Source organism: Algibacter sp. L3A6 (assembly GCF_009796825.1).
Lineage (GTDB): Bacteria > Bacteroidota > Bacteroidia > Flavobacteriales > Flavobacteriaceae > Algibacter.
Window position 1 is genome coordinate 3,981,310 of the sequence record NZ_CP047030.1, and the last position, 23,387, is coordinate 4,004,696.

The 23,387-nt window shown below is 34.8% G+C and carries 13 protein-coding genes; all 13 read right to left on the reverse strand.

Translation table 11 applies throughout. The annotated features are described in order from the left end of the window. Positions 1 to 15: 15 nt before the first annotated feature. Complete coding sequence (gndA, locus tag GQR98_RS16620; RefSeq protein WP_159020542.1) at positions 16 to 1,896, reverse strand: NADP-dependent phosphogluconate dehydrogenase; 1,881 nt, start codon at positions 1,894 to 1,896, stop codon at positions 16 to 18. A 42-nt stretch (positions 1,897 to 1,938) separates the two neighbouring features. Further along, positions 1,939 to 3,021: a polysaccharide lyase family 7 protein gene (locus tag GQR98_RS16625; protein WP_233268032.1), complete on the reverse strand. Its 1,083-nt coding sequence runs from the start codon at positions 3,019 to 3,021 to the stop codon at positions 1,939 to 1,941. A gap of 379 nt (positions 3,022 to 3,400) precedes the next feature. Next, a complete protein-coding gene (locus GQR98_RS16630) occupies positions 3,401 to 5,323 on the reverse strand; it encodes a serine/threonine protein kinase related protein (protein ID WP_159020543.1) in 1,923 nt (640 codons plus the stop codon). Position 5,324: 1 nt separating this feature from the next. Continuing rightward, positions 5,325 to 6,653, reverse strand: a complete 1,329-nt coding sequence (gene fucP, locus GQR98_RS16635; protein WP_159020544.1) for an L-fucose:H+ symporter permease — start codon at positions 6,651 to 6,653, stop codon at positions 5,325 to 5,327. 42 nt (positions 6,654 to 6,695) lie between these two features. After that, entirely contained in the window at positions 6,696 to 8,039 is a 1,344-nt protein-coding gene (locus GQR98_RS16640) for a DUF1552 domain-containing protein (RefSeq protein WP_159020545.1), read from the reverse strand. Then, positions 8,036 to 11,671 (reverse strand): DUF1592 domain-containing protein, encoded by a 3,636-nt coding sequence (locus GQR98_RS16645; RefSeq protein ID WP_159020546.1) that lies wholly within the window; start codon positions 11,669 to 11,671, stop codon positions 8,036 to 8,038. The genes GQR98_RS16640 and GQR98_RS16645 overlap by 4 nt, the downstream gene beginning before the upstream one ends. Before the next feature lie 260 nt (positions 11,672 to 11,931). Beyond that, positions 11,932 to 14,223: a glycosyl hydrolase family 95 catalytic domain-containing protein gene (locus GQR98_RS16650; protein ID WP_159020547.1), complete on the reverse strand. Its 2,292-nt coding sequence runs from the start codon at positions 14,221 to 14,223 to the stop codon at positions 11,932 to 11,934. Between the two features lie 7 nt (positions 14,224 to 14,230). Beyond that, positions 14,231 to 16,744 (reverse strand): heparinase II/III family protein, encoded by a 2,514-nt coding sequence (locus GQR98_RS16655; protein WP_159020548.1) that lies wholly within the window; start codon positions 16,742 to 16,744, stop codon positions 14,231 to 14,233. A 91-nt stretch (positions 16,745 to 16,835) separates the two neighbouring features. Then, a complete protein-coding gene (locus GQR98_RS16660) occupies positions 16,836 to 18,218 on the reverse strand; it encodes an FAD-dependent oxidoreductase (protein WP_159020549.1) in 1,383 nt (460 codons plus the stop codon). 27 nt (positions 18,219 to 18,245) lie between these two features. After that, on the reverse strand, positions 18,246 to 19,802 hold the full coding sequence (locus GQR98_RS16665) for a sodium:solute symporter family transporter (protein ID WP_159020550.1): 1,557 nt from the start codon (positions 19,800 to 19,802) through the stop codon (positions 18,246 to 18,248). A 52-nt stretch (positions 19,803 to 19,854) separates the two neighbouring features. Further along, positions 19,855 to 20,610 (reverse strand): SGNH/GDSL hydrolase family protein, encoded by a 756-nt coding sequence (locus tag GQR98_RS16670; protein ID WP_159020551.1) that lies wholly within the window; start codon positions 20,608 to 20,610, stop codon positions 19,855 to 19,857. Then, entirely contained in the window at positions 20,610 to 22,076 is a 1,467-nt protein-coding gene (locus tag GQR98_RS16675; protein WP_159020552.1) for a hypothetical protein, read from the reverse strand. The genes GQR98_RS16670 and GQR98_RS16675 overlap by 1 nt, the downstream gene beginning before the upstream one ends. Before the next feature lie 29 nt (positions 22,077 to 22,105). Next, entirely contained in the window at positions 22,106 to 23,311 is a 1,206-nt protein-coding gene (locus GQR98_RS16680) for a glycoside hydrolase family 88 protein (RefSeq protein ID WP_233268033.1), read from the reverse strand. Positions 23,312 to 23,387: the final 76 nt, after the last annotated feature.

Consider the following 23,387-nt stretch of genomic DNA (forward strand, 5'->3'; position numbering starts at 1 on the left):
TTAAAAATGGAGTGGTTAATTCCAGTTGGTATGGTGAAACTTACCCGAATCATCATCGATACGTTGGTAAGTGTGTGCTCCAAAATAATCGCGTTGTGCTTGAATTATATTTGCTGAAGAGTTTGATGTTGTATACGCATTTAAAAAATTAACAGACTCACTTAAACAAGATGCTGTTAACTCATTCAAAATGCATTGAGAAACCACTTTATTTATTGAAGGTTTCAGAGCTTTCAGTTTATTAATAATGGTAGTGTGTTTTAAAATATTATCATCCGCTTTTAAAATTGGAATTAATTCTACCATAAAATCAGATTTTATAATACAACCATTGGTCCAAATACGAGCAATTTCACTTAAATTCAATTCCCAATTATAAGCGCTTCCTGCTTCAGAAATCAGTTTAATACCTTGGTAATGATTAATAATTCTAGCAAACTGATAAGCGTTTAAAACATCTTGTATATCTAAATCTAATGAAGATCGTTTTATATTGAAGTTTTGACTAGCCAAAAGTCTTTCTTCTTTATAAAACGACGTATAACGCGCAAATAATGCCGACGCGATTAAAGTACTTGGAGCGCCTAATTGAGCTGTTGCAATAGTGGTCCAGTTACCTGTACCCTTATTTCCTGCTTTATCTACTATTTTATTTACTAACCAATCATCTCCATCCTTTTTTCTTAAAATATCTACAGTAATTCCAAGTAAATAACTGTCTGCTTCAGGTTTCCATGATTCTAAAATGCTAGCAATTTCATCAGGATTATTTCCCATAGTTTTAAGAATAGTATAAACTTCTGCCAACAATTGCATTTCTACATATTCAATACCATTATGCACCATTTTAACAAAATGCCCACTACCTTCTTCACCTATATATGTACAACAAGGCAGGTTATTAGCATCTTTGGCAGCGATACTTTCCAAATACGGTTTTATTAAATTATAGGTTTCTTTATTTCCGCCAGGCATAATAGAAGGCCCTTTTAATGCGCCTTGCTCTCCTCCAGAAACTCCAACACCAATAAAATTGATGTGTTTTAATTTTAAATAATCGTAACGTTCTTTCGTTTTTAAGTAATTAGAATTACCACCATCAATCAAAATATCACCATTTGATAAAAAAGGAATTAAATCTTCGATTACTAAATCTGTTATTTTACCAGCATTCACCATGAGCATAATTCGTCTTGGTGTTTGTAATGAATTTACAAATGCTTCAATATCAGAATAAGCTTGAGTACTCTCAAGTTCCTTGTGTTCTTTTTTAAAGTTTATAGCAACATCTTCTTCCGTTCCTTTTTCTTCTCTATTAAACACCGAGATACTAAATCCTTTTTGAGCCAAGTTTCTACTTAAACTCTTTCCCATAACGCCTAATCCAAATAATCCGAATTCTGATTTCATCTTTATTTTATTTGCAATGTTTTCAACAATGTCTTTTGGTTTTGAACCGATATTTACAACAAAAGCATCTTTCGGTTCTTCTAAAGCATCAAACTGCGATTGCAATAAATTGGAAGACATAAAATGGTTTTCTCGTTTATTTAATCGCTCTAAAATTTGATCAAAGTTTCCTGTTAAATGAATCCATTTTACTTGATTTTGAATGTCTGTATTTAAAATATCTCTGTAAGATTTCTTTAAAGCTGAACAAACAATAATGCAACTATTATCTCGTAATTGACTTTTTGCCAAATCGTTAAGCGTAACCAGCCAACCATGACGATCTTCATCATTTAATGGCACACCGCTACTCATTTTATCTATATTCGATTGCGGATGAAAATCGTCCCCATCAAAAAAAGGAATTTCGAGTTCTTGAGATAATAACTCACCAATGGTACTCTTGCCACAGCCTGAAACTCCCATTATAAAGATTACATTATTCAAATTCTTAAATGTTTTAAATAAACCTTATATCGTTATATATTATTATTCTTTATTTGGATCAGTACCCGCTGCTAAGGTTCCATTTTTAAACCAAACTTCTGCATAACATCCATTGGCGTACTGCTTTTCGATGTCTCCATTATAAGTTTCAGATCCTGTACTCCAAACGATGTTATCTTCTGGATTCTTGCCATTAGTTTGGTTATACGCACCTTGTTTAAAATTTTGTAATTCCCCCGCATAAGCTTGCTCTCGTTCAACTCCATCACGACCAATTGCTGTATATAACGTCCATATTTGTTGAGGAATATCTTCTTTTTTTGCAAAATCAGATTTTAGCAAATTTTTAGTAAATGTTTTAGTTTCATGACCTTCACTCTTAAAAGTGAGATACATAATACCATTATAAACGTTTATTTCATAGCTAAATTCTTCACCTAGAGCAATACCATCTTTTGGTTCTTCGGGTGATGTAGTTGGACTCGATCCAACAACAGACATATCATACCCCCAAACTGGCGTAGAATAATCCCATCTTCCAGAATTATCATCACCTGCTGTATTAATTTCATAATTCCAAAACACAGAACCTTTGGTGTGGCCAGGGAATTTTTTATAAAAAATTTTTAAAGGTTCATTTTCATGCCCTTTATTTCCATGAATTTGTCCAACTACAACTGAATACGAAGCGGCAACTCTTGCATCTCCGGAAGTTGAAACATGCATTACTTTTAACGAACCTGTTAACTTACCTCCTGTTTCGGTTGTCCAATGTTCTTTTTGTCCTAATTCTGTTCTTGTATTGCTAGAGGTTCGAGATGTAATACCAGAGTTTGGTGTTTTATAAACTACCCAATCTGTATCACCATCTTTTGTAACATAAAAATAATCTTCATGCTCAATATTAGCTAGTTCTTCAAACTTTGTTCCATCGCCACAAAGAAGACGCCATTGATCCATAAATGGTATCACATCACTTGGATAAACGGTAGCTTTTGATTTTACTTTCTCCGTTTTTTTATTGGTATCTCTGCAACTGCTAGTTAATACCACAAGGCAAAGCATTAAAAGAATTAATAATGTTGATTTTGTAGTTTTAAGATTCATTTTAAGTTCTTTATTCATTGCAACATTCAATATATTAGATACTAATTAGTGAAACTTCCAATTTAATAAATTCAGAAAAAATAACTCATTCTTATTAAAAAATATTTGGTACACCAATCTGGTGTACCAAATATAGTAATAAATATTTATATAGAGTTATAAAAGAAAAAAAACTCATAGAACGAAAGAAAAATAAAGAAAAAAACATTAACATCAACCTTAAAGTAACGAGCGCTAAGAACGGGATCTCCCTTTACTTATAAGCCTTACTGATAACAGAACGACAAAAATTAAAACATATATTAGGTCTCTTAAAAAATCGAGTTAATTTTATATTTATGAAGTTTTCCCGGTTAAATAATCTAGTGTTTTAATAGGTTTAAATACAAAAACTAGCTTATTTACCAATACAAATAGTTTCTTTTAAGGTTCGGTGATAGATGTGACCATTAGCAAAACTTAAGGTGTTTACCGTCCATGTTTTTCCTTTTTCACCTAAATCGTTAACCGAAACTAAAGCGCTTTCATCAAAACGCTCTGCATTGGCATCTATAACATACACCATTCCTACGGCATTTGTAAAATAGATGTAATTATTAATCATAACCGGAGATCCTAAAAACGAACGCTGAAAGCCATCGCCCAAAACACGAGTATCATTACTATGCAATTGTCCTTTGGCATTTAAGCCATCATTAGTTTGTGGTGTTCTCCAAATAAAACTGTCGTCAGCATTTTTTTCATGAGGCAATTCTAGATGTTCATTTTTACCAGTTACAATATTATGGCGCGCAATAAATGGCTTATGCATAACCATATAAAAGGTATAATCGTCTACAGCCATATTGCAATGGAATTCGTTTTCAGAATTTTTAAGAACAACACCTTCATTTAAATGATAGGTTTTATCAGCTTCATCATAAATATATTGATCGACAATATTTAAAGGCTTTTGACTCATTAACTCACCAGTATTTGAGTTTACCGTTAAATTTTCCTCACATTTATAAATCCACGATATTTTTTCGGTATCCCAATGTTGGGTATTTAAAGCACCATAACCCGATAGTTTATTTGGTGCTTCGGGCTCCCAATGCCATAAAGCTTCACCAGCATTATTTTGCTCTAAGCTTATTAAACTCAAACCAATAGGGCGTTCTGGCACTCCATGCGGACCGCCACGAGCTATTAAAATTGCTGGTTTTCCTTCGGAAGTTTCTCCAATTACAGGCGTATTATAATGCGTAATGGCTGCTTCTGTAGTCCATTCGTGATTTCCTGTAAACTTATTAAAAGCGTGTAGATAATTCCATTCTTTTATTCGTGTAGAATCACTTTCAAGTGGTGGTTCAACATTCAAAATAATATCTTCAAACAACACCGAATCGAACTGTTTATTAAACGGTCTCCCAATGGTAGGCATCCAAGTGCGATCCCAAACCAAATCACCTTCTAACGAAAAACAAGCCATACCACCACTAGCATTAATAGCCCAAACAAACTCACCGTCAGTCATAGGGCAAGGTGTTGTGGCATCACTAAAGGCATAATTATAATCGCTAGTCAATACTCCTTTTACAGTACGCGTCCATAGGGTTTCACCCGTATTAGCATCCATACAATAAAGAACAACATCTGTCCCAACAGGTCTGGTTTTTAATGCGTTTTCAGCTTGTTGAAATTGATTATAACTGTTTAAAACCCGATCAGATTTTGAATTCACATAATCAATCAGTTTTTTATTGGCTTCAGAAAACATACGGCCTGCCCCACTCTTATTTAGCAATCGGTTATAATTAGTCTTCTTTTTTTCAGAAGATAATTTTTGATAATTTTCATTAGAAAGCAAAAAGACTTCGAAAAGATTATGCGCTGTATTTTTCCGGTTGAAAACCGTTTCAAAAGCAGACACTCCTTCTTTTCTTAAAAAGCTTAATTCTTCAGTATAAATAGTATCGTAATTAGATTTAGCTTCATCATAATTACTTTGTAACTCAGAAAAAGAGGGCGTATCTAAAGGCGGATTAATAGTAAAAAACAACTTATCGTCCCAAACAGCAATACCGCTTTGTCCGCCAGCAGGAAGTGATTTTTTCCATTTAATATTTTCGTTATTTCGAACCGACCATTGTACTGGAACCTGTAAATCTGTTTTAATTTTATAACTTCCATCCGGTCCACCAGACATAGGCCATTGATTGTCGCTATTGGCAATTTTTACAACACTTCCAGTTTCTTGTTTACAAGACGCTAAAAATACAAGCGTTGCTAATAGTAAAGACTTGAAAAAAGGGTTGAAGTTTTTTAAATTAACATTCATATTAAGAATTACTTACCATTGTTTTTATGCTACTATAACCGTAATAACCAACAAAGGCTAATGATAATGCCGGTAGAATAAACGATAAATTAACCTCAGGTATATAGCCTAAAAAATTAATATCAGCCAAACCATCGCCACCTAAATCTAAAATAGCAGCCTGTACAATAGGCATAAGCGCTCCACCAACAATAGCCATAACCAATCCGGCTGAGCCAATTTTAGCTTCATCGCCCATATCTTTTAAAGCAATACCATAAATAGTTGGAAACATAATAGACATAAAAATGGAAATAGCGACTAACGAAATTAACCCAGCCATTCCAGGTAACACAATAGCTCCTACACTTGCTAAAGCTCCACCCAATCCAAATAACATGAGTACTTTTGGTGGGTTTACTTTTTTCATTAACGCCGTACCAATCCATCTACCAGACAAAAACAAAACCATAGCAGCCACATTGTAATTAGTTGCTGTAATATTACTTCCGGTAGTTTCATTTAGATTATCAACATAATGAAAAATATAGGTCCAGCACATAATTTGGGAACCCACACAGGCAGCTTGCGCCAAAACACCTTTTAAATACGTTTTATTGGCTTTTAATTTTTTTAATGAATCCGATAGACTCATTTTATCGCCTACTGCTGTTTTAGGGATTTTTGTAAACACAATAATCGCCATAATGATTAACACTAAAACGCCTAAACTTAAATACGGAATACTAATAACACTTAAATCATTTTCACGAATAGCAGCCAATTCTGTTGAAGCTAAAGCATTGTAAGCTTCCGCTGAATAATCATCAGAACGCAAAGCTTGGAGTACGAAAACTTGAGCGATAATCATTCCGGTAAGCGAACCCACAGGATTAAAAGCTTGCGCTAAGTTTAAACGCTGTGTCGCTGTTCTTTTATCACCTAAAGCAAGAATTAAAGGATTTGCAGTGGTTTCCAAAAAAGCCAATCCGCAGGTAATAACCCATAATGAAATTAAAAAATAATTGTATTCTTCATACTTAGCCGCTGGATAAAACAAAAATGCGCCAATAGCATAAAGCGATAAACCTAAAAGAATTCCCGATTTATAACTAAAACGTCTAATAAATAAAGCCGCCGGAAATGCCATAAAGAAATACCCAAAATAAAATGCAAATTGCACTAAGGAAGCTTGAATATTAGATAACTCGGGCATTACTTTTTTAAAAGCAGATACCATTGGGTTGGTTAAATCGTTAGCAATTCCCCATAAAGCGAACAAAGAGGTTATAATGATAAAAGGAAATAATAATTCTTTACTTACAACCGGAATGCGCTCTTTTTTATTCATCTATTTAGTTTAGTTTGTTATTAAAATTTGTTGTGGCCTTTTTTAAAGAATTGAAGGTAATGGCCCTGTACTATCCGAAAAACTCTCGGTACGTACATCTACTTTGTTTAGCATGCTTACAAACAAATTAGACAGTCGTACTTCTTTTTCATTGAATTTAGTATAAGCGCCATGCTCAACCCCCAAATTAGCACCTCCAGCCAGAATAAGCGGACAGTTTCTTGCATTGTGTGTAGAACTACAAGCACTTCCGTAAAGAATAAGCGAGTTGTCTAATAAAGAACCATGCGCATCTTCTGTAGTTTTCATTTTATTAATAAAATAAGCAAAATGTTTAGCGTACCATTGATCTAAACGTCCCCAATCTTCCCAATGTCCAGTTGTTTTATCGTGAGAAATACTATGATGCCCTTTTAACCCTAAAGCTATTTTAGGGAAATTATCACCAAAGCCCATACCATCTTCACGCGCCATCATATACGTCATAACACGAGTTGAATCTGTTTGAAACCCAAGTACCATTAAATCCATCATGGAGCGTACATAATCATCTGGAGCCGAAACGGGATCTACATCTAAATTAATTAAGCTCGCATCAAAATCGTCCATGGGCACATCTAGCCATTTTTCATTTCTTTTTACTTGCTGCTCTACTTGATTAAGTGATGTTAAATATTCATCTAACTTCGCCTTATCATTAGCACCTAAACGCTTTTCTAGGTTTTTACTATCTTCTAAAACTAAATCGACAATCTTCTTGCCTTGGTTTAAACTTTTACGCCTTTCTGTAGTTGAAGCACCTCCACTTGGAGAAAAATAACGTTCAAAAATTTCACGTTGTCTGTGCTCTGACGGTAACGGTTTTCCTGAAGAATTAAACGACAGCGTTGATGTTCTAGATTTATAACCAACACCACCATCAGTCGATAATGCTAATGATGGAAAACGCGTAAATTTACTGAGTTTCCCTGCGGCATATTGATCTACAGAAATACTGTTTTTATATTCACCACGTAAATCACCACCGGTTAACCAAGAATCGCCTGCCATATGCCCTAAAACATTACGACTGTATGGATGACTTAAGCCGCCCATAATAGATATATCATCACGATAAGCCGCTAAAGGAGATAAGGTTTTGGTTAACTTATAATCGCGTCCTTCATTCACAGGAAACCAACTCCAGTTTTTGTGCTGCGCACTTTCCTTTGGTGGAATTCCAACACCATTTGGAAAATATAGAAAACCTAAACGTTTTGGTATTTCTGGCTCTATAAATTTTGAAAAACTACTCATAGCCATACCCTCAAAATATGGAAGCATACAGGCTACTCCCAATCCTTTAATAAACGTACGACGATCTAAATGCCAAGGTTTTTTGCTCATGATCCAAATATTTTGTTAAACCAATTTTGTTCTTTTTTATAGAAAGACGGACTTAAAACCACTTGTTCTATAACCGTTTTAAAACGATAATCATCTTCTATAACTTCTTCTACTATTCTATCTATTTCTTTTTGATCTGCGAAACTAACATCTCGCCCTAAAGCGTAAGCATAAATATTTTCTACTAATGCCCGAGTGAAATCGTCTTGCTTCATCCTTAAAATATAATCTTTAATACCCTGTACACCTTCAATTTCGGTACCATCAGGTAATTTAGATTTCACATCAATTGGCTTTCCTTTGGCTATGGTTTGATACCTTCCAACGGCATCATAATTTTCAAAAACAACTCCAAACGGATCAATTTTATGATGACAATCTAAACAAGATGTTTTATTTCTATGTAAAAACAACTGCTCTTTTAGAGTCATTTTCTCAAAGCCAGGCGTATCGGTTGCCAACTCGGGTACATTTGGTGGTGGTGGTGGTGGCGAATCGCCCAATATTTTTTCTTTCAACCAAACCGCTCTTTTAATAGGATGCGCTTGCACACCATCGGAATGCCCATTTAAAAATGAACCTTGAGATAGTAAACCACCGCGATGCGCTTCTTTTGGTAAAGTTACCGGTCTAAACTCATTTCCTTTTACATCATCAATACCATAAAATTCGGCTAAGTTTTGATTCAGCATAGCGAAATCTGAATCAATAAAATTCATGATGCTTAAATCGTTTTTTAATATATGCTGAATAAACTCATAGGTTTCTTTAAACATATCTTCTTTCACAAAACGTGTATAATCTCTATACATACCCACATCGGTATCCATACTTTTATGACGATCTAAACGAAGCCACTCATAAGAAAACGAATGAATCATTCTTGTAATTCTTTCATCATCTACCATACGCTCAATTTGCTCTGGTAACTCATCATATAAATCACCTGTAGATGCCAAATTATTCAGTCTTTCATCTGGTGGTGAATTCCATAAAAAATACGACAATTGTGAGGCTAAATAAAATTCATCTGTAGATTTTTTAGATTTATCGTCTTCAGGAACCTCAGGTTCAAATAAATATATAAAATTAGGTGAACAAAGTACAGCAACCATAACTTCCTTAACGCCATCTTCATAACGCTCGAAATCATCTTTAACACTACGCCAAAAATCCATATATCTATTTAACTCACCATCATTAAGCGGACGTCTAAAAGCGCGTTCCATAAAACTGGTTAGCACTTCTTCTGTATACAATTCTGCGTTTGCTTTATTCGGTGAATCGAAAAATAATTGTGTGTGGCTATTTGGTGGCCAAACCGGATTATATGGTGCTTCAAACTCTACGGATTTCACTAATAATGGCGGACCATTAAAACTACCATCTTTAACCAAATGATTATTCCAAAGACCGACGGTGAGTATGTTTGCTAAATCGCCACTTACTTGTGCACTACCTAACGGAATTGGTAAATTCTCTAACCTGCCTTTAAATTCAAACATTTGATACTCGCCCATTGCTGCTGTGACTTCTACAGAATTATCAAAGGTTTTGTAATCCATACCATCATCCGTTCTTGCACCTGCAAAAACTTGAATAGACGGATTAACATCGGCATACTTTAAATTATTTCTTTCAGCTTCTTCTGCTAGTATTTTTGGTAATGGATCGTCTTCCGGTATCGGTGTAAGTACAATATCGCTAAAACCTACAAAAAACTTACCGCCAATATAGGCTTTGTGCTCCCCTTCAGATAAATATGCTAAAGTTACGGGCGTAATAATTTCATCTGCATTTACAAGACTTTTATCCATATATAAACGCTCACCAACACGCCCCTCTTTATTATTACCTAAAAGACTTAATTGATAGGATGGCATAGCATCTTCTGATACATATGGATGTATTAAATCTACCTGATAAATACCCGATTTTGGCACATGATACTTAAACTGAGTTTTTACATTGGTAGCCACATTTTCTGCAACTAACCAACGGTTATCTTTCAAAACAAATCCTTTTGCTTTTTTTATATCCTTAGCAGAAATACGCACTGCTTTTGGAGTTTTTCTAGCAGGCTCAACTTTTCTTAAATCAATTAAACGTTCTACAGATTCTGAAAGGTATCCTTTGGAAGCTTCTACACGAAAAACAAAATCGCCCGTTCTTGGAAAATCTTCTTTTACTAATAATTTTAAATTTGGTGAAGGCCCTTGCCAAGATTTTGGTGTAACCTCTCTTGCTGGTAAAGCAGAATTTAACAACATGCCTTCGGCAACAACACTATAACGGTTACTGGCTGAACCACGCATACCAATACCTATTTTGTTTTTTAGGCGTTTTATACTGTCTTTGGTTTTATTTGGCCCCATTTTAACAGCTCTTCCCTCGTCATCCAAAATATCTACTTGCAAATCTTTATTGCTTATAGCAGCTGTTTGGTAACCACCATATTCAGCACCTGTTTTGCCATCTCCAATATTTTTTCCTAAGGTTACTTTGTAACGCTTAGCTTCTGGTTTTTCTCCAAAAACAATGGCCTTATCTAATGCTTCACGAGCAATTTTTTGATAATAATCGATATGCAGTGCCGATGTTTGAAGAATGCTTCCGTTATTACTATAACCCATTTCAGACTTTCCATCATCTGGTAACACATCACCAAAATTAACGTTTACACCAAGCAATTCATTAAGTGTATTGGTGTATTGCTTTTTGGTTAACCTGCGCATAACACCTTTATTAGCGTTGTTTTTTACTATGGCAGCTTTCTCTAAATTCTGCGTCATCCAATCTACTACAGCGCGACGCTCTTCATCACTTAGTTGTGGTTCATCTTTTGGAGGCATTTCGCCAGAATTTATCATATCTAAGGCAGAATGCCAGCCTTCTGCATCGTGACCATTTATCATATCCCAATGCAAAACATCTAAGCGCACATCACCTTTTTGCTTATCAACGCCATGACATTCAAAACAATAGGTTTCCATCACAGGTTGAACTTTCGTTTTAAAATCTACAGCTTCTTGTGAAGTCGAATCACTTTCTGTATTAAGCGCAATGTAGTCGTCTTCGCTTCCATCGACACCTAAAACGGCTTTTAAACCAGATGGCATGTGTTTGGTTAAGTACGTCGATCCGTGCGTTAAAGAACCTCCATAATGCCCTGTTAAAGACAATAGAACAACATTTATAAATAAAAATATTTTATAAGATTTGGATACTTTATTTTCCTCTTTATTAACAGAATTTTGTCTTACAACAAGCAACCAAACAGCTATAAGCGCCGTAAACCAACCTAACCATTTATGAAAACCTAGTACGTCTTCATTATAATGACCCGAAGACGCTAAAAGAAAACCTAAAATAAGTGTTGGAATAATACTAAAAACCGAAAACCAAAGTAAAAGTTTACATGCTGAATCTAGATTTAATTCTGGGCGGAAACTGTTAATAATTTCCATGAAAAACAGCACAATTAAAGCGCCTATTGGTAAATGAAGAATTATAGGGTGAAATCTACCCAAAAAGAATACAAATGTATTATCTACTTCACCGCTTAGCGGAATTAAGAAGAGTCCGAAAAGGACTATTGTGAAAACAATTGCAATTAACAACGTGCGTTTCATAAAAGTTATAGTTGGTTGGTTTTATAAAAAACAATTTTACCCATAATATAAACACTAATCTTCCAAAATCTCAACCAATCATGATACTATTTTTGCAAATCAACACAAAAACTGTTCGTAAATTAAAAAATTAGTAAAAAAACAAGCTTAAAAGTAAAGATAAGTTGTTTTTAAACTGATTTTATTAATGATATCTATTTTTAAGTCATGACTTAAATAGCAGATGGTTTTAGTATTATTTCACATACTAATGTTTAACATTATTCCTTTGCTTTTAAATCGAAATTAGGCACCGGGTATTCATAAACTTCTGTATACGATTTACCTTTTTTAACACCATAATAATTGATATCACTTTTAGAATTGGATATCACAGAAATTATTGGTTTTACAGCTTTGTTTGAAGCTAAAACTATAGATTCTCCTTTTTTAAGTTCTATTTGAAATTCGCCATTTTCAACCTTAATAATTTTAATTTTTGAACCTTTAGAAATTTGTATAGCTTTTTTCCAATCACTCACTTTTAATCTACATATATTTCCTGCTAGACTTTCAATTTTTACAAATTCAGTTATACCAGCCTTGCGCGATGCACTTACTAAAAAACCACCTTCTGCTCGTAAATCTTTAAAACTTACATCCTGAAAACTATTAGGTGTTGCCGGAAACACTCTAATTTTATTTCCCCAACTTTGTAGAAACAACTCGATAATACTCGAAGCCGCACTTAAAGGTGTTTCTATAACGGGGTTACGTCCATGCCCTTCCATGTAAAATGTATTCGGTAATAACATCGCACTTTGTATATTACCATCTAAAAATTGTTGAAGCATTTTATTAGCATCATCTCCACGACCTAAAGCTGCGTATAATGAAGCTCCACCGGTATAAGAATAACCCACCAAGCCTTTACTTTCATCAATTTGATGCCAATGCACTACAGATTTATCAACTAAAGTTCTAACTTTTAGATCGTCTGGATTTAATTGAAATAGCGGATATAAACCTAATAAATGAGAATAGTGTCTGTGAGAAATATCAACAGGTTGATTACTTCCAATCATTAATCCATTTTCATCTTCAGGATAGGTAATTAAATCGGCTAAAAGCCCTTTCCATTTTTTAACTTCATTAGTATTTAAATCATGAGTTTCACTCGTATTTATTAAAGTATTTAATACCCAACGTACTAAAGCTAAATTATAGTTTGTATTCGGAAATGCTTTAAAACCTCCATATTCTGGGGAACCCATTGCTGTTAATTCAATTTTGTTATCCGCATTTCTAATCATTTTAGTTTCATACACTTCGGCTATTTTCATAGCTTTTGGTAACCACTTATCTCGAATAGCTTCGGCATCGCCTCTGTAACTATAAATTAACCAATAATTGTGCATCGCCCAAGCAAAATCACCAAAGTTTTTACCACGTTTACTTGGCAACATCATATCAAAATTATCGTCTATCAAGGTTATAAAATTCTCAGCAATATCTAAATGATTACTCGCATTAAATGGCCAATACGTTAACTGCACATTTAAATTCCACCATAAACCTGGCCAACTTGTATTTTTAAGAAAAGGTCCCATTAAATCTAAAGCAGGACCATCGGCACGCGAGCAAGTTGCCATTTTATATATTTGAATCCAATAAAAAGATTCCATGCGTGCATCTGGAATAGACAAAAACGATTTTTGAAAATAGTTATGCCACCAAGTTCTGTGTTCTTCTTCAATAGTTTTCATTGAAGTGATTACGGCACCTGTAACCGTTTTTGCAGCAACTTTTGCCGAAACATAACTTGCTGGAATTTCATTAGCGACAGCAATATACATTGTAGATTTGTTACCATCAGAAGGTTTATCCGTCCAAGCTGTAGCATAATCACCTCCTGCTAATAAAGATTGTTCGCAAACATTAATACCATCTACCATTTTTATATCTGGTTTCGGGTTTAATGCGTAATCTTTTTCTTTTAAAGCAGACGGCTTAGCAATAATTCGAGGTGAAATAGGCAAACCAGCTAGCCACTCCCAGCTATAATCTACGGTTTTATTCGATTTAGTTTCGGTAGAATGCACTTCAACAACATTTAACATTCTATTATAAGGTGTAAATGCTCTAAAAGTAATTTCTCCGAGGTCTGTAATTATAGTTCCGCGAATTTCGGCGTTCCATAAATCTTGACGAACTTTAATATCCAATATTTTCCCCGCAGGTCGAAGCACCATACTTCCAATATCAAGACGAGAATAATCGAATAAATTAGCACCTTTTACACCCATAGAAGTCTTCTTATTAGGCGCTTTTCTATGATCGGTAACATCTTGACGGCCAACATGAAAATCTAATCTATTATCATCTAAATTGGCATAAATCATCATACCAACTTGTCCGTTTCCAACAAAACCACCTTCGTTCCATTGCTTCGGAATTTCTTCCCAAACCAAATCGTGTTGTGCCATAAATCCTGGCCAATTTATATCTGATACAATCTGAGATTTACAAACAAGAACTGATAATATAAATGTAATTTGAATTATTTTTTTCATTAAAAACTTATTTCGTTATTTCAGTTTTCACTGTATCACCAAGCGTTTCAGTAATTTTTATCTTCGGAAGCGTTCCTTTTAAATTTTCGATACTTATGGTTTGTACTTTACCATCTTTTAAGGTTACCGTAATTTCGTTTTCAGAAGCAGATTCTATTTTTTTTATTGAAGATTCCCTTTTGTAAGGTTCAATTACACTCAGAAAAACAACTTCTTTTTCGTTTACACGAACGCCATAAGTGCGTCTATCCGGATTATTTCTAATGCGGCGTTGCTTACCGCCATTCGGGTAGTTACTAATTACAATTTCAGATTTTTTAGGCCAAAGTGTATATACATCTAGTTTATGTTCGCCCTCAATAAACTCCACTTTTGCTCCTTTTTTAGAGTTATACCACTGCGCATGTTCAAAATATTTATAAGGCGAATTTCCATCTGTGCTTAACTTTTCAAGTGAATTACCTTTCTTTTTAACGCCTTCAATAGAAGAAAACCCTACGGGATGAATTAGCCAATCGTAATTATGTTTTTTATCCGATTTCATATAATCGGCAAGAATTACATAATCGTTTGTAACGATAGAAATTCTTCGTTGCTGAATAGGATTAAAACCGTTAGCATAATCCGTATCGTCCCATGGTGGAAACTTTTCAGCATTCCAACGCGGAATTTGTCGCCATCTAGCATTAGTTTCTACCACCGAAGCTTGCATGATATCCCCTTTATAAAATAGTAACTGTTCCGAAGGCACAGCCTCTTGCTGAAGTTCATCAACAATAACCATATTATGGGTTGCAGAAGTTTGTACACACTCTTTATATCCTGGATTTCCGTAACCGTACCAAACCATTTCGGAACCAAAATATTTATGCCCGTTTCGATCTAGAGCCGCTAAACTTGCTCTATCAAATTGCCCGTGCCAACCGCCATGCGTTCCATATTTAAGAAAGGCTTGAATTTGATTTTCAGGAGTCTCTTTTTGGCCTTGCGAGCGCAATGCTACCAAACCAATATTTTCTCTAAAATCTGATCCCGTTCTAGGATCTTTCACTTCAGGAAGTTCAGGAACCCCATACATTAAAGATACCCACGAATCACGTTCTGTTTTACTAATAACCCAAGCTAAATCGTTGAATTTATATTCGCGATACGCCAGTTCGTAAAACTCATTTGGTGCTTTTAAATCCGAATCGTTAGTCGATACCAAATACGCATTTTCGTCCATAAAAGGTACGTAAGGCGTAACCATATCTTCAAGTCCTCTGGTGTTTTTTCCGGTTGGGCCCCAATTGTCAAATTTCATCCCAGTAAAACCTTCTTTTGCATTCTCAAAATCTTTACTTTTAAATTTAGTAGGAAAGCGTCTGTGGTATAAATCCATGCCATAATTCTCAAAAGCTTGGGCCACCAAAGTATAACGTTGCACCACTAAATAACAATAATTCCCTGTACCTTCAAACCACCAGCCATCGGCCATGACTCCTTTACCTATTTGGTCTGCCATGCCTCCATCAGCTTCGGTCAAATATTCTAACTGTGGTATATCTTGTAAATATAATGCAACAAATATAGCCCCTGCATTAGCACTTGCTTGATGATTCATTATCCCCAAACCATCCATGTGTTTTTTATTCAACTCTAAATAATAACGAAAGGAAGCTTCAATATTCTCTTTATCTGTACTAGATAATTCTGGTTCATTGTAAAGAATATCGCAAGCTGCGGATATAAATAAAAAGAAATTCCCTTCATGAACCTGCACACCGTTAGTAGCCGCACCAATAGATAAGTAACCTTCAGTTTTATCGAAAACTGCTTTAATTAAGCTGATTACTTTTTGCTTGTAAACAGCCTTTCCCGTTAATTTGTAAGCTAATGCCAGCTGAAATGCTTTTTCGCCATGGCTTGCACTATAATCAAAGCTTGACCATATTTTGGTTGGCCTTGGTTTACTAACAATTTTACGTTCAGGAAACTCAAACTCATCAAGTTCCTTCAACATATTATCTAAGTTTTGCTTAGCCCAAGTATAGTTTTTTATCTTTTGTTTGGCTTCTTCAAAAACAGTATTAGTTGCCAACAAAAATGGATGCGGTTTACTTCTAACAGATATAAACTCTAATGTTTCGATAATATGCCCTTCGGAATCTTTTAGTTCTATTATACTTGCTTCTTGTCCGCCTAAAGGTATTCTATCGCTAACTGTAACCTTTAGCGTGCCGTTATAACTTCCGTTAGATTCTAAAGTTATTGATGCGACACTTAGTATATTTTCACTAGCCAATTCTCTCGGATGTTTCACGTTAAGAGTATAAGTTTCCGAAGTACTTTTTCTATTTTTTAGTTGAAAATTATAGGTTATAATTTCATTAGCTTTTGCTGCTTGGGTTTGTAATGAGCTGCTTAAAACTACTTCTGAAGTAGATGAATATGCATAACACCATGTATTAATTAAACAACAAAACAGCCCTATTAAAAACTGTCTTGAACCTACTTTGAATTTTAATGATAAAACGTTCATTTTTAATTTATTTTATTTGAAAAACGCTAAACCTGTTCTGCGAATAATCTCGCAAAACAGACCTAAATATTTACATTCAATAACTTTTATACTAGCCTAAATAAGCACCGTTATTTTCTAATGTTTCTTTTAATTTAGCATAAACTACTTCATTCGGCATAACTTTACCAACGGCAGATAAACCAGCTAATGTTCCTGCGCCTTGCCCGATAGCCATTGCAATAGGTGTAACTCGTAAGCCTGCACTAGCATGATGATCGGCACCAATAGCTCGTCCAGAAAGCACTAAATTGTCGACTTCGTTAACCAACAAAGAATCGGTTGGAATATAATAAACCCCATCATCATTTAAGTGTACGGTATCGGTATTTCCGCCATCTGGAGAATGAATATCTAAAGGATAACCACCAACAGCAACCGGATTTTCAAACTTTACTTCGTTAACTAAATCTTCAGCTGATAATACATATTTAGCATGCGGATGACGCGATTCGCGAATGCCTATATGTGGCGCAGTACTTATAAAAGTTGCATTCTCGAAACCTGGTGCATACTTACGCATAAAATTAAAAATCTCTACACATTGCTTACGCCCCATAGTTTCCGCTTTACTTAAATCGAATGGATTTAGAGGGTCGAACCCTAAAACACGTGAGGTATTAAATATAAATTCGCCCTCGGTATTGGTTTCAAAAAACAACACATTATCTCTCGGCACAGTAACTTCTCCGTTTGCTTTGGCTTTGTTCCATAAATCGTAAAAGCCCCATGTAGAGATACGTTTGGTACGTTTTAAAACTTCTGCTTTATCGTCACTACGCTCTTCTGCATCAAATTGATCCCAATTGTTTCTCATGTATTCACGTAACTTCTCCGTATCCACATTACCCATTTTCACATTCGTAGTCATGGGTTGCGATTTATTATCTTCAATACGACCTTCTGTAAAAGGCACGCCAGATAATTTTACAATTTCACTATCTCCACTAGCATCAACAAAAATAGTTCCTGGAATTTCTTGAATCCCTCCTCTATTATGAATAAAAACCGACTTGATTTTATTGCCTTCTTTAGCAATATCAATTAATCGGGTATGGTACAAAATATCGGCTCCAGCCTCACGTACCATATCTTCTAAAACAACTTTCAACATTTCGGCATCAAAAGGTGTTACTGTAGAACAATAACCTGTACTATCAAAAATATGTCCTGGACTTGCTCCTTTTTCCTTTAACCTATTTACCATTTCATTTGGAGAACCAAACACAAGTTGCTTACCTGCTTTATTATGAAACGTCATCATAGGACCAACACCCATAGCTGTTAAAGAGCCTCCTAAAAACCCAAATTGCTCGATTAATAATGTCTTTGCTCCTGTTTTACCTGCTGCAATCGCGGCATGACTTCCAGAAACTCCTCCGCCTACAACTATAACATCGTATCCTTCTATTAATTTTGTATTGAATGTTTTCATTAAACTTTATTTTATTTTTTATAATTTTTAAACTAAATCTTTTTTATTTAAATCTACACCGAGTTTTGAAAGTAATAATGCCGTAACAATTACCACAAGTGCTCCAACTGGAAACCACCAGAAAAAACTAATACCTTCAAAATGCATCCATGCAATGGCCAAAATTGCCATAAATGCACCAATTAAAATGCCCGTAAAAGTACCTTTCCGCATAAGCGCCAAAAACGCAATACCAATTAAAATTCCATATGCATAACCCGGAACTTTAAAGCCTAAAGCTAACAAACCACCATCTTGAAAAAAGCTAAATCCGTAAGCCAGTAATGCTAAAATTATCCCCCAAACAATGATGGCTATTTTAGATATTTTAACCACTTTATTTTCGTCCATGGTTTTTAACTTCGGAAAAACTAAAGTTCCAATCCCCATAACACTTGTTTGAGAAAGGGCTGTTAAAGCAGAATCTAAGGTTGAAATTCCTGCAGCAAACATGGCCGCAATAATTAAACCTGAAATACCATTTGGTAACTCGTTTACCACATAATATGGAAATATCCTATCGGGCTCGGCACTTATGGACGCTTGAATTAAATCAGACAATGGATTGATATCATAATAAGCCACTAAACCGATGCCTACAAAAGCCATAATCCATGTAGTGGCCACACCAACAACAGAAAAAGCAACTGCCTTTCTTGCTTCTTTTAAATTCTTGCAACATAACGCGCGTTGCGTAACCACTTGATCGACGGCATTTGAACCAAACTCGAAAAAAGTACATCCTAAAATACCGACCCATAAAGTATATGTTTTATGCGGATCTAAGGATAGATCCCAAAGTACCAATTTGGCTTTACTATCTGCAATGGCCATCATTTCTCCAAAACCACCCGGAATATCGCCAACAGCATAAAAAAGCGCAAAACAAGCACCGAAAATAAAGATTACAAACTGTATAGCATCGGTCCAAACCACGGTTGTAATACCCCCAATATAAGACCAAACTATAGCAAAAAGCGCTATAATACAAATACATATTAAAGTACTTTGACCTGTGATAACGCTAAGCACTAAAGCAGTACCTAACAAGCGTACTCCTTGACTCATGGTGGCTCCAATCATGAAAAACGTTCGCGATAATTGACTCGTTTTTACGCCTAATCTCTTCTGAATAAAATCGTATGGGCTGTAAATACCTTCTTCATAGTATTCCTTTAGTAAAACATAAACAAATAGCACGTTTCCTAAAGCAAAACCGATGGTCATTTGTAAATAAGTTAAATTTCCATTCATGGAAAATATAAAAGCCGGTACCGCAATAAAAGTAGCAACACTGGTTTTTGTGGCAATTAATGACAAGGAAACCGCCCACCACGGCAAATTATTTCCGCCCTTAAAAAAAGCATCAAGGCCTTTGTCTTTGTTTTTAACTAATTCGCCAATAACCGTGGTTCCTAAAAGAAATACAATTAATATAATCCAATTTAAGGTTGAAAACTTACTTGTGGCAATGCCGTTTTCATCTTGAGCAAACAAAGTGAAACAACAAAACAAACTGACTAATATGGCTATTATTTTTTTCATTAGTGGTTTTATGATTTTCTATATTACGAAGCCTTTCATCTTCTATATTTTTTTAATTCTTTAAAAGCATACGGTACAGAAATGATGGGTAATTTTCTCCTGTAATGGTTCCTGCTCCTGAAGCTCCTGAACCTTTGGTTAACGAGTCGCCAAAACAAATAATATGATTGTATTTATCTAACAAGTTATTGGTTTCTAGGTAATCGAATACATTTTCGGCAATAAGCTTATACCCTATCGGTTTTAAATGAACACCATCTTCTTTATTACTATTTTTTAAATTCCTGATGTAATTATCTTGGTTGTGTTGTGGTAATCCTTTTGCTTTAAAAACACTGTAATTGTCAACAAAAAGCGTTTTATTTTCTTCGGAAACCGCTCTCATAATTTGTGTTACTTTTTGAAGTTTCACATTAGGCGTATCGGTAAACATGGCTTGATCATGACGTTTAAACAGATAAAGACTATCTACTCTTGGCGGTGACATTAGTAATACTTGAGCATCGTTATTTTTAATATCCTTTACAATGTTAGAAAGGTTGGAATAGTAGTTTTCATAGGGTATAAGCTTACTAGAATTCAACATATCGTTGGTTCCAACCATAAGAATAACCAAATCTGGTTTTTCTACTAAAACATCTTTATTTAATCGATGTAATAAATTAGCTGTTGAATTACCCGCAACCCCTTTATTTTCCATTTTCAAGGTGTACTTCTCCTTTTTTACGGCTGCTGTTTTACATGCACTAAAACAAATTATTAATGCCAATACTAAGTAAAAAGACTTATTCATATAAGTGTATTTCATTAATTAAATTGATTTCTTTCACCCAAATCTTCCAATAATTCGCCATTGGACGTTACTTTACAATCGCTCGTTAATTCCTTAAAAACAACCGGCATCTCCGTCTCGTTGATTAAGGTAATATTATAAGCTCCAGAAAATGCTTTAGTATCTGTATTTGGCTGTCTGTATTTATGCACATCGGACCAAAAAGATTCTCCAAAAACAATGGGTGCAGCTATAGATCTTAGTTTATTGTTCAGATTTTTAAGTGTGATTTTATGGCCTATACCATTAATTTCAGCTAAACGATGTACCGGAAATTCACTTACGGTATTTATTAGTTCTAATTCAACAGTACAGTTTTCTGTATTGTTATTATGAAAACTTAATAAAGGTCCATATTTAGCATCGCCATTTGAATTTTTAATAACTGCATTTTTAGATACCGAATATCCTTTTTCTTGACATCCAAGAGCCGTACAGCCATCTATAAGCGTTTTACCAACATGAGCACTTAAATCGAAACCAGAGCGCATATTTTTTACGGTAGTATTAATAACGGTAATATTTTCTGTTTTTCTTCCAACAAAATAACCATACGGATAAGACCTAACACCATCTTCGGAGAGTGATTTTATTTCATTTGGCAATATATCTCCTGGTGGATAATCACTTTTAAACCCTGTATCAAAAGCAGGCCCTGATGTTTCAGCTAACATCTCATCGGTAGCACGCATTTCTCCTTCTACATAACAATCTCTTATAAGCGTATTCACAGCACCTTGCATTACAATACCATGACCAAAACCGCGGGTAATTACGTTACAACCAATTAACTTGGTGTCTTTTCCGGTAACTAAAAGAGACGAGTGTTTTTGGGGTTTCACTATTGTTTTTTTGCCTTTACCCAATAAATGTCCGTACCCATAAGGATAAGACCCTTTAATATGAAGCGTTGTATTTACAATACTATTTCCATCTCCCATAACATGCATCATGATAGCTCCACGAGAAGGTGCTTCATGTTCGTGTGCATCGTCGTAAACTTCTAAGCCTTCAATAATATTATTATTTCCTGTTACAAATATTTCAAAAATTTGACGGTTCCCGAAAGCCTTGTGCAATTTACTGTCTATATGAACAACAACATCGTCTAAAATAAAATGACTATTACTCCCTGAAAAATTAAATATTGAGGCTATAGGAAAATCAGATATTTTATTTTCTCCTTGATAGCGTTTTAAAATAGTAGTTTCGCTAAACGATGTATCGCTTACTTTGTAACTACCTGGTTTTAATCTCACCGTAACATTATCCATTGATAAATAGTGCGCGAAATCTTGAAGATTTTCAACTAAAACAATATTATCATGAAGAGACGCTTCTTTCTTTTCTTTATTACAAGCTAAAAAAAGCAAAAAAACGAGACTCAAAAAGCAAGTTATTCCGGCCGTTTTAATCACTTCAGGAGCGTTTTTATTCCACATAATTTAGTGCTTTCAGTTAAAAAAATCAATTATGAATTATTCTTATTAGTTTCCATTCTCTTCAACCTTAACAAAGCCTCCATAAAATAATAATCCGCATAAATAATAGGCACATCGATTTCTGAATTTTTAGGGTGATGTCCCGTTGAATGCAGTAACAATGCTTGATTGTTATTTTTACTTAGATATGCATCGGAAGAAAGAATATCTATAAAACGCTTAGCTGCATTAAAGTAAGTTTCTTTTAATTTCGCATCTTTAACTAAGCCTGAAAGATCCAATAAACCACAAGCTGCAACGGCAGCCGCAGAAGCATCTTTAGGTGCATTTGGAATTTTAGGATCGTCGAAATCCCAAAACGGCATACCATCTTCAGGTAAGCGCTCTAAAAACTTATCAGCAAGGCCAATGGCTGTCTTTAAGAAATCTTCTCTACCTGTTTCTCTATATGTGAAAGCAAACCCATAAATACCCCAAGTTTGCCCTCTTGCCCACATAGAATCATCGGCGTAACCTTGATGTGCTACACCACGAATAAATGCGCCTGTTTTATCATCAAAAGCCCCTAAATGATAGGTTGAATAATCTGGACGCACCAAATGCTTCATACTCACCTCTGCATGGCTCTCTGCAATATCATAGAGCCTTTTTGAACCTCCATTTTTAGCCGCCCAAAATAGCAACTCTAAATTAATCATATTATCAATAATGGTATTGTGTGGGTATTGTGGTTTCATTGGCCAAGAGTGAATAGAACCTACAAGCGGGTTGTACAATGTTGCTAAAGTATCAGCTGCTGCCAATAGTACTTTTTTATATTCAGGATTCCCTGTAAGCCTATAACCATTACCATAGCTATTGTAAATTTGAAAACCAATGTCATGATCTAAGGCCTTACTATAGGCAATAGTTTTTAATGGTGCCGTGAAGTTTTCGGCTGCCTGCTTTAAATCTTGATCTCCGGAAAACTCATAAGCATACCACAGGACACCTGGCCAAAAGCCACTGCACCAATCTTTAACGCCTACTTGCTCCCATTTAGAATGGTTTTTAGAAATAGTACGAGGAAAACTATCGAATGTTTTTAGATCTTTTAAAGCCGCTTTAACCTTTATGGTATTAGAACTTAATATCTCATCAATATGTTTAACATCTTTTTCTTTTTTTACTGAAGAACAACTTACGATTAGCATTGTAAAGCCTAAAATGAAAACGTTCACTTTAAAAAATTTCATATACATTAATTTAAAATTCTTGTTTAAGTCTTCCTTTTAAGAATGTATTTTTTGAATACCCTTTCCGGAAGAAACA